Origin of the sequence: Citrobacter sp. Cpo071, assembly GCF_030332765.1 — a bacterium.
GTDB lineage: Bacteria > Pseudomonadota > Gammaproteobacteria > Enterobacterales > Enterobacteriaceae > Citrobacter > Citrobacter portucalensis.
Window position 1 is genome coordinate 91,254 of the sequence record NZ_JAOWHE010000075.1, and the last position, 14,959, is coordinate 106,212.

Consider the following 14,959-nt stretch of genomic DNA (forward strand, 5'->3'; position numbering starts at 1 on the left):
AAAAACCACCGGAAACGCGTCTGATAAATTTTACCTGACTGCATAGCCATGCTGCCAGGTGAATACGGGGGGCTGGGGAGTAACGGAACAGTAAACACCGTTAAGTGGCCATTTTAATGGGTATCGGTGCCCGGCTTCGCAGCAAACTGGAGTTTCTCTGGCGCGCCGGTATCGGATCTTTCAGTGAAATGAAAAGGTATTGCTCCCAAAAAACCAATTTTGACACCAACGAGTGGATAGGCCAGAAATCATATGGCCTGATTTTTATTCATCTTTTACTTCGAATAATTCTTCAACAGATTTTGTCGGGTAAAAGAGCGAATTACTGTTTTCTTCTTTTAACTGTATAAAACCCAGTCGGAGGTAGAATTTTTTGGCGTTGTCGTTCAGCGCTTCCACGAACATTCCGTGTATACCCACAGCCTGCGAGGCCTGATACACGACTTTCATCGCATGGGTAACAAGGGTTTCTCCATATCCCTGGTGATGAATGCTTTTATCAATTGCCAGACGGCCCAGAGTCACACCAGGAACATTTTTACAGGGCACACGCTTTTGTTGTGTTTTGCTGGGTAGAAGTGTTTTCTCAAAGCAACTGCCAGACAGGGTGTAGTACCCCATGACACGTGGTCTATCCTCTCTCGTCACGAGCAGATATACACTGATTAAGTGTATCCATAAGTCCCATTTTAAATATCCCTTATCATAACTTTGCATCTTTTTATTAAATCTTGAAATTTAGTGCAAAGCAACAACAAAATTACAAAGTTAAATTAAAACTGCAAAGCTGTTCACAAAACAACCACACAATTAAGTAATAGTGCTATGCCAGATAACGTCATGAATGGTGACATCTTAAAGGGAGAAGGTGGGCAATATGAATGGCTGCGACAGAGTATATCGTTGTTCAGCTGATTCAGTTTTACTGAGACAGCCTGCTACAGGCAGATGCGACTGGACGGAATGACATGGCTGCCCAGAATGAAGGTGATTCGCGCCAAACATGATGGTTTGAATGTCCGCTGAGTGCCAGGAGCGGACACTGTTTGTCCTTATCTTGTGTGCATGAAACTAAGAAATCACGAATGAACTATTTCTTAGAATCACTAATAACAAAGGGAAGCATGATTTATATATATAACCTAGAATTTAGAATGCATTAGTTATGCTCTGGATGATAGCAATATTAATTAACCAAGACTACTTTAGTCTTGGTTAAGGACTTTTTATTACTAATTTAAAATTTATTAAATCATCAGCCAATAACATTGGCGATCGATAAAACCTATCTATTTAAGAGTTTAAGCCTCGTCATTTATCTATTAATTCCCGGTAGCACTTTTTGCAAGACAGCCCAGCTGTAGTTCTGTGCGGCCATTTCCCATTCAGGCGTACCTTCCTCAGCATCCGGATAATGTTCCGCAATCCATTCATCCGCACGCTCTTCCTGAATTTCACACAGCAGTTCTTTCATTTTTCCCATTTGTGCCCCACTGAATAATCTGAAATCCCGCCCACTATTATCCGCTTCCTCCTGGAATAAGAGAGATAGGGAAAATCATAATATGTAGCTAATCTGCTCAATCCATTCCTCAGTAAGCTCGTTTGCGTTAGTTGGCTCGGCCGAAGGTAAATCTGGGTTAATAAGAGTCGTATGGCTATTACAGACCCATTGCTTCTTAGAAGCGTTCCAGAACGCAACGACTCGTTCATCAAGAGTGATGATCTGATGGACCTTCAGTTCCTCTTCACGTACTTCACGATAAAATAATCGGTGGTGCCCAAACAGCTTTAACCCGGCAACAATGTTTGTAAGTTTGATAGGCTGCAGCATAACCATCCCAATCCTCATCAATAAAATAGTCCCCCTTCGAAATCCCCCCCACCGATAACACACCTGACGGTCACGATGATTTATTTTTCCTGCTGTGATGTTTTCAAAGAATAATAATTAGCGGACTGATAACTACGCCATTAAATTACCAGACACCGGTTTTCAGATGATCCGATTTTTCTTTTATATCTCAGTTTCCGGAAGTGTACCACGATGAGTAAATAAGCAAAGCGGCAATATCTGCTGCCGCGCGCCTAGTCACGATCAGGGCGCGAAACACAATATGTAGAGATACTTTCTTATGAATAAGACACTACATATTGTGTTTACCCGCCGCCGCACGGAGGAGGGTAAGAAGAAGATCCGGGACTTACTTTTTCGGATCTGCGCGGAAATGAGAGGGACAGGCATTGCCTTAGCACCACAGCCATCACTTTTAACAATTCTGGATTCATCACACATTACAGGTTCAAAATACATCAATAAATAGCAATGATAAAAATGCTAGGTTAGCATAGAAAACAAAACAAACATGAAAGGAACGATGATGCTTAGCCAGCTTAACCTGCGTTTTCACAAAAAGCTGATCGAGGCGCTGAAAGTGCGCGCTGGTCTCGAAAATACCTCGGTCAATGCCCTGGCCGAACGTTTCCTCGATGACGGCCTGAAAACGGTCGCGCCCGGTGACGGCTATTTTCAGCTGATTGCCGATCCTGAGGCCACGGTCCGGCAGCTGTACCGGCATATCATTCTCGGCCAGACCTTCGGGACTTCCCCCGTCTCCCGGGACGAGCTGCGCTTCATTCTGGTCTATGCCCGGGAGGCCTTTATTTGCGGTCGGAACAGAGTGGCCACGCTCCCGGCTCTGGACACACTGCTCGATATCACCCGCGACCTGCTGGCCTGGCAGCTGGAGCATGACCGTCCGGTGGATGGACACTACCTGAAGGGGATCTTCCGCCTGGACGGGGAAAACTGGATGGAAGAGTTTGACGCCTTCCGGGCAAAGCTGCGCCCGGTAATGGATCAGATGTATGCCGAACACCTCCTGCGTCCGCTGGAGAGCGACTGCTTTAACCTCGCCGATATTCCCGACAGTGCGCTCGCGGGGATTTTTACACTGTCGCGTCTGAAAGCCGTTTTCCCGCTGATGCTGCGCGGGCTGGACTGGAGCGGGGAGAAGGCCAGAGACCTGGCGCAGGAGCTGCGCCCGGTGCTCCCAGCCGTCACGCAAACCATTGAGGCCGGTACGCTGCGCCTTGAGATCCGCATCGACGGCCAGCACACTGGCGCGCGCCCGGGCGCCTGGTACACCACGCCCCGTCTGCACCTGCTCATTACCGGCCAGGACTTCGTGGTACCTTACGGCTGGGAAGCGTTCTCTGAACTGCTGGGCCTGTTCACGCTGTACGCCCGCCATCCTGAAGCCCTGGTGCACGGCCACCAGGGGGAGCGCGTGATGTTCTCCCCGCCGGGAAACGTCACGCCGGAGGGATTTTTCGGGATCGACGGGCTGCGGATTTTTATGCCGGCAGAAGCCTTTGATACGCTGGTCCGGGAGCTCAGTATGCGAAGCGCGGAAGGCATGCTGGCGGAGGCCGTGACCGGGCTGCGTTGCCTTTACGGAGATCTCTGATATGACCATGCTGAAACAGCTGTGGAACCAGAAAGGACTTGATGCGGCAGTCGAAACCGCGACTGATGACCGTTACGAATTCAAAACCATTGCTGATAATATTGCCCGAAGTGTCCTTTCCCTCCCGCAGGACACTTCAAACGTCATTGGAATCGAAGGGGCATGGGGATCGGGTAAAACCAGCCTGCTGAACCTGATATTAAAAAGCCTTCACCAGACAAAGGACGGCCGCACGCATGTACTGCATATTTCTCCCTGGCTGAGCGGGAGCAGCCCGGTTGAAGCGCTCTTTCTTCCTGTTGCCACGATTATCCAGCAGGAAATGGAAAGACGCCATCCTCTGAAGGGTTTCAAAAAACTCTGGCGTAAATATCTACTGTCGCCGGAAGCGCAAAAAGTCATTGAATATGCTCAGGATACGTCGTCGCGTGTCCTTCCGCTGGTAGAGTATATCGGGCAGTTTTCCCGTATTGTTAACGGAATAGCTGGCGGAATAAAAGTCTTTACCGGGACGCGTCTCGCAGTGGATCAAAAAACAACCACTAAACTGCGGGCGGAAATTGCACAACAACTGGTCAGTCTGGATCTGAAATTCATTGTAGTTATGGATGACCTAGATCGTCTTGAACCTTCCCAGATTGCTGAAGTTTTCAGACTGGTACGCGCTGTGGCCGATCTTCCGCGATTTACGCATATTCTTTGCTATGACAGGAACATCATCACGCATGCTGTTGAGCATGCACTGAACGTCGGGGACGGGAACCGTTATCTGCAGAAGATTATCCAGCTCAGTTTCAAGATCCCACGCCCCGAAACTTTCGATCTCCGCTATGAATTTGGTAAGCGGGCTGCCGATTTATATGAGCAAATAAATCATCAACGGCCGGATGCCGCAATGTTAGATGATCTTGCCAAGGTGTCCGATACATATGGTGCAGCATTATCCACTCCCCGTGAGATACATCAGGCTATGAATTCCCTCACTTTCCTTTATCCAGGAATGCGGGATTTTGTGTATTTTCCTGATTTGTGCCTGCTTCAGCTTATCAGGGTGACTAATCCAGCCCTGTATGACTGGACCGAGCATTATCTTACGGAGCGGGCAGTGGTAGAGACAGGTCAGGGGGCACTTGCTGACGGAGAAAAAGAACTGTTTCAGCAGGAGCTTGTCACCCTGCTGAAGAGATTTCGGGCGTCCGGAGCAAGCTCATTCTTGACGCTCGCAAACTGGATACCGGGGATCAACGGGCATGATGATGAACATCTGAATCTCTTTGAGCCGGTCAGTGAGGATTTTCGCCATAACCAGACGACAGGTAAGCGACTCAGCAGCATGACACACTGGCGATATTATTTTGCTTTTTCTGCGCCTCAGAATGTATTGCCGTCTGAATTTTTCGATCGGCTTTTTGTGCTGGCCGCTTTACCAGAAAAGGAGTCGCAACTGTCTGAACAGTTACTGTCGAAAATAAGCAGTGAAGGCAGCATGACCGGCACCTGGTTCGAACATATTCTGAGCAGGCTGACTCCGGGTCTGATAAAAGGACATAATTTCGAAGAGTGTGCAGGGCTTGTTCAGTTTTTCTTCGATCACACGGATGAGGTCAGCACTCGCTTCAGAACCCGTAACCCATGGTTTTCGCTGCGTGAAACGGGAATTAATCAGGTTGTAAGGCACTTGCTGGAGCATATGCTGGAACTCGACGAAACCAGAACGGCTGCGCTACTGGAGATGTTCGTCAGCAGTGGAACTTCGCCATTCTGGACAGCAGATTTTATGCGGGATCTTATCTGGGAACACGGTCTGGCTCAGAACAGGGTTACCAGTCCTTCTGAGGCTCTGCTGAGTCGTGAGATTACCGAACAGCTCCGCGATAGATTTGCTGTCCGTATGAACCAGGAAGAAATGCGGAGTCAGTTGCTTTCACGTCAGTCACTCCTAGGATATCTGTATGCCTGGAAAGAGATGAGTTCGCTGGAAACGGTCAAAGACTGGGTACAAGAGGTTTCTTCGACTGATCATGGACTTATCGATTTATTAATGAGCTTACGAACTAACGTATTCAGTTCAGATAAAGGCGCATACAGGCGAATTGATCATGAGCAGGTTAAGGACTTTTTTGATGACTGGGATGGAGTCAGACAGCGGGTCAAACAGGTGTTAGAGGATAAAATGTTAGCTCCGGAACTGCTGGAACTTAAAAGTGACATGGAAGTAAATTTGATTGACCCCATCCAAACGGACATACCTGCCTTAAAGTCGGACTGACAGAAGGAAAAGGCCGCAATGCGGCCTTTTTTTATAATATTTAGGTGATTATGCGCATTAAGTTTTTTCTATATGAAAAGGAACACCTGCTTACTACAGCTCGTTCAGCAGCTTGCGTTTCCAGTTCTTCAGCTCAGAATACGCTCATATCGCGAACGAAACGCTTTTTCGCCTCCCTCCATTTGTCTGCATATCAGAGCCTTCATCGGGGCTTCCTGAAGCGCGCCGCAAAGTCCCGGATACAGGCCGGTACGATCGTGCTGCATACTGATAACGTATTCTGCATCTCCGTTAACCACGATAGGGGCAGAATGCGAAACAATAATAAGCTGCCGGCGCTTCTTGTTAGACATAATCGCGGGTATTACGCTCATGCTCAGCATCAAACAGTCCAAGTCATCCTCAGGTTGGTCCAGCAGGAGTGGATCAGTGCCATAAGATAAAAGGAACTGCAGCATGCTCGCCCCTTTCTGTCCCGGAGAAGCAGACGAAATATCCTCCATTTGTCCTCCGGGTGCCCGATACCGGATGTGAATGCCATCATCGGGATACCAGCATTGCAGTGCATCCACCTGCTGGTCATTCAGACCTCTTAGGCGATTCCGGAAAGTACCATGAAGCGAGGCTCCAGCCCCGGAGTTATTCTGACGGATTTCCTGGTGCAGCGCTTTCAATTCGTCCAGCGCCCTGTATTTTTGCTCTGTTGCCGCAGGCTGGGGGCTGAACGGACGCTGGCTGACAAAGGCATGCAGTAAGCCACTCTCATCACTGTGATCGTAGATACGTTCGGCAAAATTATTGATGCCAGTCACCATCTGATAACCAGACACGATCTCTTCATGTGGGGCGCAAAGGGGAAGGATCTTGATGTCCAGATCGGTAAGCGACAGGGAAGACAGAAATGCTTTCCGGTTATTTGTCAGAGTCATACGGTGAGCACGCATATCAGACAGCAACAGCTCAGACCGCGCCTGCGAGGCGGTAATCATTCCGTCAAGGCCGTCGTAATTTCTCAGCTCATGTTGCAGAGCTTCACAACGCGCCATCAGTTCGTTGAGGACATCGGGATTTAGTCCCTGAGCACGGAGGGCAACAGCTTCAGCTTCCACTGCTGTCTCCTGTCTACTGACTGCAATTCCCAGAGTTGTGAACGCCTGTTCCTGCCTGATGTCTATGAGCTCTGCAGCACATTCTGCCAGTAGTGCATTAAGCCGCTGGTCGTAATGCTGTTGTACAGACGACAGGCGTGCCATGAATTCCGTCAGTGGCCCGGACGGATCCGGTGGAATGGCAGGTATCTGCTGCGGTTCTGCTGCCAGAGACTGAATGGCTGCAATATGCTGCTCGTAGAGCTCCAGTGGGTAGGTTGCAGCAGAAAGCTCACTTTTGGCCAGAGCCAGCAGGCTGCAGACGGGATAGTAGGCGCTTGACTGCAGCTGGCTGATGGCACGCAGTGCATCAGATAATTCTCCCTGCAGCGAGTCGGCTGTCACCTGTCTGGCCCGGAGGCCACGCAGGGTGATTTGTTCGTTCAGATATTCCCGTTCCAGCTCATTCCATCGTTCTTTCCAGGCCCGTTTATCGACCACCGGACTCTCGTCACAGACGCGCAGGAATGCACCAGTGTCTGAAGCCAGCTCGTAAAGCATTTTCTGACTGTAGATCGAGAGCGGGAAACGGTCGGCCGACCAGTAGCTATCAGGTATCCACTCGCCGTCACTGAAGATATGTAATTCATGGTTACCACCTGGTCGCCAGCTGAGCCTGAAATCGGTGCCCTCTTTATGAAACACACATTCGATGAAGGAATCTTCTGTCATCCCCGACTCACTGAACTGGCTCAGACTCCGGTTCTGGGACGCAGTGAGTCCCCAGGTCTTGCGCATCGCAAGACGAATACTTTCGATGAGCGTGGACTTACCGCTGCCCCTGGAGCCAATTACGGCGTTATAAAAAGGACTGAATTCTACCGACGCTGCGTCCTGATCTGCAGGCTGGCAGTAACGGGTCCTGAGCTTCAGACTACGTAAATGCGAAGCGGGTTCCTCGGGGGGAAGCTGATCGAAAAGAACACAGTTATCCGGATCAAGTAGGGCATGACGGAGCCCGTCAAAATCAGGGGACGACATTTTTAACCAGCACGTGCGTGCACCGGCCTGTTCAGGATGGTGCGCGTCTGAGCCCCGTAGCCACGGCAAACCATCAATAAGCCGCCGATGGGTCCCATCGGTAATATTTTCCACCTGATTCCTGATCTCAACCGCATGGGGTTTTTCCTGAAAAGCGGCAGTCAATTCACCCTGATTGGTCAGGCTTTGAAGAATGCCTTTAACCGCATCTATATGGGCAAGAATACAGACCGCCTCAGGGTTACGGCGAATATTGTTAATGATACCGGCTGGTCCCAGCTGGAGGACCAGCTGGTGATTTTGGGCATTACGTGGAATGGGGCAGTTGTTATTGCACTGGGCCAGAAGCCTTTCCACATCGGCAGTGGTGCTGTGCGTGTGAAGAACTGCCAAAATGTGGACATTGCCGGTTGCAGTCAGCTCCACCCCAGGAAAAAGTGTCAGCGGTCGGAATTCAGGCAGCTCGCCGGTACTTGCGTCCTGAAACATTTTAGCCAGCTCATCTTTCAGGATGTCGATCCAGGCACCACTGTTATGGTCGCTAATGACAACACAATCAATCTGCTGTCGCATGTAAGCAAGAAGCCATTCTCTTGGAGTGATATCAAACATTCTGTAATCGTGTGAAGCCGGAGTATGATTATGAAAATCAAATTTATACCAGCGAGATCCTACCATCATTGTTCCTTTTCCATGGCGCTTTAGAAGTCTCCCAACTATAAGAGATTTTTTACCCAGAGAATGAAACTTTTACTCATATATTCCAGGGTTATTATGTCCCACCAACTTAAGTCCCGGTATAAATCACCCTCATTTAATTCATAGCTATGAACCAGTATTGGCCGAGGATCCGACTTTACCTTTTTCCGGATCTGCGCGGGAAAAGAGAGAAATCACATAGGTGGAACATATCCATCTGCTCGGGAGAGAAAGAACATGAGAACCGTATCGATATTTAAAAATGGCAATAACCGCGCTATCCGTCTGCCCCGCGATCTGGATTTTGAGGGAGTGAGCGAGCTGGAGATCGTCCGGGAAGGGGACAGCATTATTCTGCGCCCCGTCCGGCCAACCTGGGGCTCGTTCGCACAGCTCGAAAAAGCTGACCCGGACTTTATGGCGGAGCGCGAGGACATTGTCAGAGACGAAGGACGATTTAACCTGTGAATAAGATCTATATGCTCGACACCAACATCTGCTCGTTCATCATGCGCGAGCAGCCGGAAGCCGTGCTGAAGCGCCTGGAGCAGGCGGTGCTGCGCGGTCATCGCATTGTGGTTTCGGCCATTACCTACTCCGAGATGCGCTTCGGTGCCACCGGTCCGAAGGCCTCGCCCCGACACGTGCAGCTGGTTGACGCGTTCTGCACCCGCCTCGATGCCATCCTGGACTGGGATCGCGCCGCGGTGGATGCGACCACGGAGATAAAGGTGGCGCTGCGCATGGCCGGCACGCCGATCGGCCCGAACGACACGGCGATCGCCGGGCACGCCATCGCCGCCGGTGCCGTGCTGGTGACGAACAATGTGAGAGAGTTTGAGCGGGTGCCTGACCTAGTGCTGGAAGACTGGGTGAAGTAAGACACGCTTTTCGAAGTCAGGAGGTAAGGACACTAGGAAACAGCCCGTATACTGGCTGTTTTAACAGATATCTACAGTAAGCTGTCCGGGACTGTAGTTTATCTTCAAAGATCAGACTATCAGGGAGCTAAAGCCTATCTTCCGAAATTATGGCGGTAAAAACAGTGGATCAAGCGGTACGGGCAACCGAGCTCTGGTTTGCTGCCGGTGGCAGGGCGATGATCTTGTCACATTCCATAATCACGTACTCCGGGATGAGATCGAATCTAGACGGATCCAGCTGACAGATGAACTCATTTTCAATGTGGTACGTTTCGTTAACGAATTTTCGTATTACCGGATGGTCCTGATCCAGTTCCAGTAAACGGAATACCTGCAGTTTTTCATAGCCGTTACGACAGCGACGGTACAGGTTTTTTATTTCATCTGGGCTGCTGACGAGAACCTGAAGTCGCGGGTAATCAAAGCTGTCCACATACTCCCGGATATCCCGCCGGGCCTGCTGAATTTTCTCAGGCGCCATTTTGGGGTACCCCTGGCGCCCTTCGCTCGGAACGCTATGAAGAGGATGACGGCCCGCTGCTGACCGCGATGCTGGACAGATTTGGGTTTACGTCGGACCAGGCTTGCCGGTTCATCCGTATTATCCGTTGGCCATTGATGAGTCAGGAAGAAACTGACCGGCGCGAACTGGACTGAATGTCTACAGTGGCTCCTTATGACGGATGGATTCGGATTCTACAGTCCGCTCTCTTGTGAAGAAGCCACCCCAGCGCTGAATTATCTGGCTGGCTAATCGGGGCTAGATACCGCAGAAGAGTGGCTACTAACGTAGTGTGGGCGGGAAATAAATCGCCGGAAAAGTCCTGAGCCAGTCCTGCGGGGTCGGCACTATGCATATTATCTCCAGCTACGGCAAAAGAGACTAGGATAAACCGGGTTAGCATAGCTGCAGAAGTGTTGCCCATCATGGCATGAAGCTGTCGATTTATGAGCAGTATCCGCAGGATCAGTTTCTCTTTGCCGTTTCAACAAGTTATCTATGCGACATCGGGGACGATATCCAGTCCTGATTTCGGCAAAAATACTGTAATAGGACCAGGCTGCTTTATGTAAGCGGTACGGTTTTACTGGATCAGTCTAAACCAGTTTTATTCATCTTTTACTTCGAACAATTCTTCAATAGATTTTGTCGGGTAGAAGAGCAAGTTACAGTTTTCTTCCTTTAACTGTATGAAACCCAGTCGAAGGTAGAATTTTTTGGCGTTGTCGTTCAGTGCTTCCACGAACATTCCGTGTATACCCACAGCCTGCGAGGCCTGATACACAACTCTCATAGCATGGGTAACAAGTGTTTCTCCATATCCCTGGCGATGAAGATTTTTATCAATTGCCAGACGACCCAAAGTCACGCTCGGCACGTTTTTATAGGGCACACGCTTTTGTTGTGTTTTGCTGGGTAGAAGTGTTTTCTCAAAGCAACTGCCAGACAGGGTGTAGTACCCCATGACACGTGGTTTATCCTCTCTCGTCACGAGCAGATAACCACGTAAAATCTTACTGTTGTGCTGACGTTTCAGATGATCGGTGAGAAAAGTATTCAGATACTCTTCTCCACAATCGAAGTTGCTTAAATCATATTCAACTTCCTCTGAAAAAATCTCAATCCTTAAACCGTCCATTTATTACTCCAGTTCCCGGAGACGGTTAGCGGCGCGTTTCAGTCGGTCATTCGGTGCTGGCAGATTAGTGATTGCATCCATAACCAGGTTCCAGGACTCCTCATTGAGGAGCAGACGACGGTGCTGGTCAATAACTTCTGCAGCGCGTGCTGAGGCGGTACTGACCATGAACTGCGAAATTGACTGGTTAGTCATTGCTGCAGCTTCTTCGATCATGTGTTTGTCGTCTTCATTTAATCTCAGGTCAATGCGCTGCTTTTTCAGTGCTGACATGGTTTTTCTCCCAGGCCACTCTTTAATCTGAAAGAGCGGATCGTTTTGTTGAGTTCAGGACTTAAGTATTAGTGTGTACGGAGGTATGCCGTACAAATATAATAGAGTTATGGTATGCAGGTTTCAACCACTAGTTGGCTGTGGATCCGGGTACAGCACATAAAGGTACAGATAAAAGATCCCCGATGTTGATCTGTCAGGCTCAGATTACCGTTGCGGTTTCTGATTAGAAGAAACCAGAATCAAACTGTACTATGTAACTTCCGTATCATGACTCTGAGAGAAATGCAGTTTTGACATACTCTGTATTGAGAAATGAATAGATCAGTGCTCGCCGCAGTCCGGTGACCGGGCTTATGCCCGCGAACCGGCGAGGAAGCGCAATAACACAGATGCTGGCAGGAGCAGGTACGCGCTGTTGCCGGTATGAAAAGGGATCATTAAAGAACTGTCTGAATGACCTTGTCGGTCAGCAGGTTATCCACATATACAGTCATTCGATCCAGTCATAAGATCCTTAAAGCGATCCCTGTAAGATCCAAAGAAGATCCCGACACCTCTGAAAGCCGCGTCAATACTGAGCCTGGAGCCTGATCACATAAGCTGTAGCATGTTAATCATAAGCTGTAACTGGTATGTAATAAGCTGTATTATGCAAAGGATATGCTGTAATGAGCCTTTGATATAAACTACAGTGAGTATATCCCCTGAAAGTTTATCAGGGCTGTGCATAAACTGAAGCCAGTTGTCTGGCGCTTTACAGGCCATAACATAAGAACAGTGGCCGCTTTTATTCTTAAACTATCCACCGATCGGAGGCGCTCTGGACAAGGACAATCTGGACATAAAAAAGCTGTTTGAAGAGGTGGATAAATCCTCCGGTGAAGTGGTTAACCTCACGCCCAATGCCAGCAATACCGTACAGCCTGTGGCCCTGATGCGGCTGGGGGTGTTTGTTCCCACGCTCAAATCACTGAAAAACAGTAAAAAGAACACGCTGTCGCGGACTGATGCGACGGAAGAACTGACGCGTCTGTCTCTCGCCAGAGCCGAAGGGTTTGATAAGGTTGAGATCACCGGCCCCAGGCTGGATATGGATAATGACTTCAAGACCTGGGTAGGGGTGATCCATTCCTTTGCCCGGCATAAAGTCATCGGCGATAAAGTTGAGCTGCCGTTTGTCGAGTTCGCCAAACTCTGCGGGATCCCCTCCAGTCAGTCATCACGCAAGCTTCGTGAACGTATAAGCCCCTCACTCAAACGTATCGCGGGTACCGTGATCTCATTTTCCCGCACAACTGAAAAGCACACCAAAGAGTACATCACACATCTGGTGCAGTCGGCTTACTATGATACGGAAAAGGATATCGTCCAGCTGCAGGCCGATCCACGTCTGTTTGAACTGTATCAGTTTGACCGGAAAGTGCTGCTGCAGCTCAAGGCCATCAATGCCCTGAAGCGCCGGGAGTCCGCTCAGGCCCTGTATACCTTTATAGAGAGTCTGCCGCGGGATCCGGCGCCGATATCACTGGCGCGTCTTCGGGCCCGTCTTAACCTGAAATCCCCGGTGTTCTCTCAGAACCAGACGGTGAGGCGTGCCATGGAGCAGCTCCGGGAGATTGGCTATCTGGATTACACTGAGATCCAGCGGGGACGCTCCAAACTCTTCTGCATTCACTACCGCCGGCCCAAGTTAAAGCCACCTCATGATGAGAGTGCGGAGAACCCACAGCTGCCTGCCGCACAGGGGGATGTCAGTCCGGAGATGGCCGAAAAACTGAAACTCCTCGAGAAACTGGGCATCACCCTTGATGACCTGGAAAAACTCTTCAAATCCCGCTGAACATAAGCTGTAGTGAGTAATCTATCCCGGTTTACTTACTACAGCTTATATTACTGTCTTTGATTAGTGTTCTGCTCACTACAGCTTATATAAGCAGTGATGAGCCCAGCCCATACCGGAAACCCATCCTTCCTGATCCACAACCCCTTAAGAATGGCATGCCTGTTACTGCCGGAGCCCAGCGAATCCGCCGTGCCCCTATAGATCGTAATCTGCTCACTATAGCTTATGTTGCCTGCTACAGTTTATTTCACTAACTACAGCATATCTCAGGGAGGATTTACTCACCACAGCTTATATAAACTGTGGTGAGTGACATTGTCACTTCAGAGGGGGGAGTGTCCGGAGGATCTGCGCGGCGTCATGCCCGTCACCGGTGAACGGCACGGCCAGTGTGGCCGCCATGTCCAGCGCAAACACTCGCGTATACACCTCCATCGAGCGCGGATCCTTGTGACCGGCCAGCGCCTGAATAACCTTCCTGGGCTGGCGGTGATAAAGCATGTGCATGATATAGCTGTGCCGGAAAGTATGGGGCGTCACCGGAATCGAAAAATGTACTCCATCAGCTTCGGCCCGCTTCACGGCCTGCTTCAGCCAGTTCCGCATGGTTTCGTCGGTGACGGCCCACAGTGGTTCACGCCGGCGGGGACGGGTGGTGACCATCCAGCTCTCCAGCTGCCTGACATAGCTTATATCTGTCAGCGGGACCAGACGGACCTCATCTTTTGGCGGGCGGCCACGTCGCGCGCGGACTTTTTCAGACAGCACCCGCACAAACGGCCTTAAGCCGTCGAGATCAAACGACTCCGGCGTCAGCGTTCTGGCTTCTCCGATACGGATGCCGGTGTTCCACATCGTGGCGAACAGCATGTGATGTCGCTGGTCGGGCATATACCAGAGGAGGGCGCTCACTTCCGGGGCCAGAAGATAGGCCGGGGTGGCACCGGTGGAGGTGGCCATGCGTCGTAATGCCACGGCGGTCGCAAAATCAACGCCCGGGGCGATCGGCAACAACGAAACGCGTTCTGGTGAATTCTGCAGGGGAATGACGTTGTTCATCAGTTATTTTTCACGTAGCGCACGCACTGTTTATGGATACAGGTATTTTGCACCTGGCCGGCCGATCCTGCCATGACAATAAATCGCAGCGCGCAGATCCTTTTATTGTCTTATCCCGCATTATTGCGGGTAAAACCAAATGCGTAAAGGATCCTTTTTCCGTTCAGATCCACGGTGAAGCCAGTCACGACGGGGCCTGCAGGCGCTTTTACGGTTTTTGGGAGAATTGGGGTAATGCCAGGACAAACAGGATCGAAGAAAAATTAGAGCAGGGAAGATGAGGATGCGCTATGTGAATTCTGACGTGGTACACCCCTGTAACCCCGTCAGTTTTCACGCTACTGTGTGACTGCCCGCATCGCGGTACTGACTTAATATATAATTTGCGGAGGAGTACCGGTTGATAATAACAGCCATAATATACAGGCTCGAACAATTCATCCGTAATGCAAGGGAATTGCGTTTGCTATGGTCTAAAACCCCCGTATTTTAATGACAAGAAAGGGTTACCGGACGAGTCAATATATTCATATGATAAGCAAAAACAGACACTATGAAAGTAATCTATGCCGGTAGCCGACACCAGTCATCTGATTTGCACCTCAGAAGAGTAAGATGGATGTAAAGTTAAGTAAAAAAGTTCCCCCACTG

12 protein-coding genes and 2 pseudogenes are annotated in these 14,959 nt (G+C 49.9%); 5 read left to right on the forward strand and 9 right to left on the reverse strand.

Translation table 11 applies throughout. The features are described 5' to 3' along the window. Nucleotides 1-264 precede the first annotated feature (264 nt). The 3 genes and pseudogenes from OGY09_RS07750 to OGY09_RS07760 all read right to left on the reverse strand — a co-directional run. Nucleotides 265-657 (reverse strand): annotated as a pseudogene (locus tag OGY09_RS07750) (GNAT family N-acetyltransferase); the annotation flags it as partial. Between the two features lie 658 nt (nt 658-1,315). Continuing rightward, a complete protein-coding gene (locus OGY09_RS07755) occupies nt 1,316-1,483 on the reverse strand; it encodes a hypothetical protein (protein WP_286590277.1) in 168 nt (55 codons plus the stop codon). A 75-nt stretch (nt 1,484-1,558) separates the two neighbouring features. Continuing rightward, nucleotides 1,559-1,834, reverse strand: a complete 276-nt coding sequence (locus tag OGY09_RS07760) for a hypothetical protein (RefSeq protein ID WP_286590279.1) — start codon at nt 1,832-1,834, stop codon at nt 1,559-1,561. A 547-nt stretch (nt 1,835-2,381) separates the two neighbouring features. Here OGY09_RS07760 and pifC point away from each other — a divergent pair. Next, nucleotides 2,382-3,470, forward strand: a complete 1,089-nt coding sequence (gene pifC, locus OGY09_RS07765) for a transcriptional repressor PifC (RefSeq protein WP_286590305.1) — start codon at nt 2,382-2,384, stop codon at nt 3,468-3,470. A 1-nt stretch (nt 3,471) separates the two neighbouring features. Next, on the forward strand, nt 3,472-5,739 hold the full coding sequence (locus OGY09_RS07770) for a KAP family P-loop NTPase fold protein (protein ID WP_286590282.1): 2,268 nt from the start codon (nt 3,472-3,474) through the stop codon (nt 5,737-5,739). Nucleotides 5,740-5,867: 128 nt separating this feature from the next. Here OGY09_RS07770 and ppl read toward each other — a convergent pair whose 3' ends face one another. Continuing rightward, complete coding sequence (gene ppl, locus OGY09_RS07775; RefSeq protein WP_353622465.1) at nt 5,868-8,549, reverse strand: anti-phage protein Ppl; 2,682 nt, start codon at nt 8,547-8,549, stop codon at nt 5,868-5,870. Between the two features lie 255 nt (nt 8,550-8,804). Here ppl and vapB point away from each other — a divergent pair, with 255 nt between their 5' ends. Both vapB and OGY09_RS07785 read left to right on the forward strand, forming a co-directional pair. Next, nucleotides 8,805-9,035, forward strand: coding sequence for a type II toxin-antitoxin system VapB family antitoxin (gene vapB / locus OGY09_RS07780; protein ID WP_286590286.1), 231 nt, complete (start codon nt 8,805-8,807; stop codon nt 9,033-9,035). Next, the gene (locus OGY09_RS07785) at nt 9,032-9,448 is read left to right on the forward strand and encodes a type II toxin-antitoxin system VapC family toxin (RefSeq protein ID WP_286590287.1); all 417 of its coding nucleotides are present in this window, start codon (nt 9,032-9,034) and stop codon (nt 9,446-9,448) included. The genes vapB and OGY09_RS07785 overlap by 4 nt, the downstream gene beginning before the upstream one ends. 169 nt (nt 9,449-9,617) lie before the next feature. Here the strand turns inward: OGY09_RS07785 and OGY09_RS07790 are convergent. The 4 genes and pseudogenes from OGY09_RS07790 to OGY09_RS25415 all read right to left on the reverse strand — a co-directional run. Then, a pseudogene (locus OGY09_RS07790) lies at nt 9,618-9,986 on the reverse strand (hypothetical protein); the annotation flags it as partial. A gap of 613 nt (nt 9,987-10,599) precedes the next feature. After that, nucleotides 10,600-11,130, reverse strand: coding sequence for a GNAT family N-acetyltransferase (locus OGY09_RS07795; RefSeq protein ID WP_286590291.1), 531 nt, complete (start codon nt 11,128-11,130; stop codon nt 10,600-10,602). A 3-nt stretch (nt 11,131-11,133) separates the two neighbouring features. After that, complete coding sequence (locus tag OGY09_RS07800) at nt 11,134-11,403, reverse strand: type II toxin-antitoxin system TacA family antitoxin (RefSeq protein ID WP_286590154.1); 270 nt, start codon at nt 11,401-11,403, stop codon at nt 11,134-11,136. 801 nt (nt 11,404-12,204) lie between these two features. After that, the gene (locus OGY09_RS25415) at nt 12,205-12,513 is read right to left on the reverse strand and encodes a hypothetical protein (RefSeq protein ID WP_502873202.1); all 309 of its coding nucleotides are present in this window, start codon (nt 12,511-12,513) and stop codon (nt 12,205-12,207) included. Here OGY09_RS25415 and OGY09_RS07805 point away from each other — a divergent pair. Next, nucleotides 12,497-13,246, forward strand: a complete 750-nt coding sequence (locus OGY09_RS07805; protein WP_502873203.1) for a RepB family plasmid replication initiator protein — start codon at nt 12,497-12,499, stop codon at nt 13,244-13,246. The genes OGY09_RS25415 and OGY09_RS07805 overlap by 17 nt on opposite strands. Nucleotides 13,247-13,567: 321 nt before the next feature. Here OGY09_RS07805 and OGY09_RS07810 read toward each other — a convergent pair whose 3' ends face one another. Continuing rightward, the gene (locus tag OGY09_RS07810) at nt 13,568-14,308 is read right to left on the reverse strand and encodes a tyrosine-type recombinase/integrase (protein WP_286590157.1); all 741 of its coding nucleotides are present in this window, start codon (nt 14,306-14,308) and stop codon (nt 13,568-13,570) included. Between the last annotated feature and the right edge of the window lie 651 nt (nt 14,309-14,959).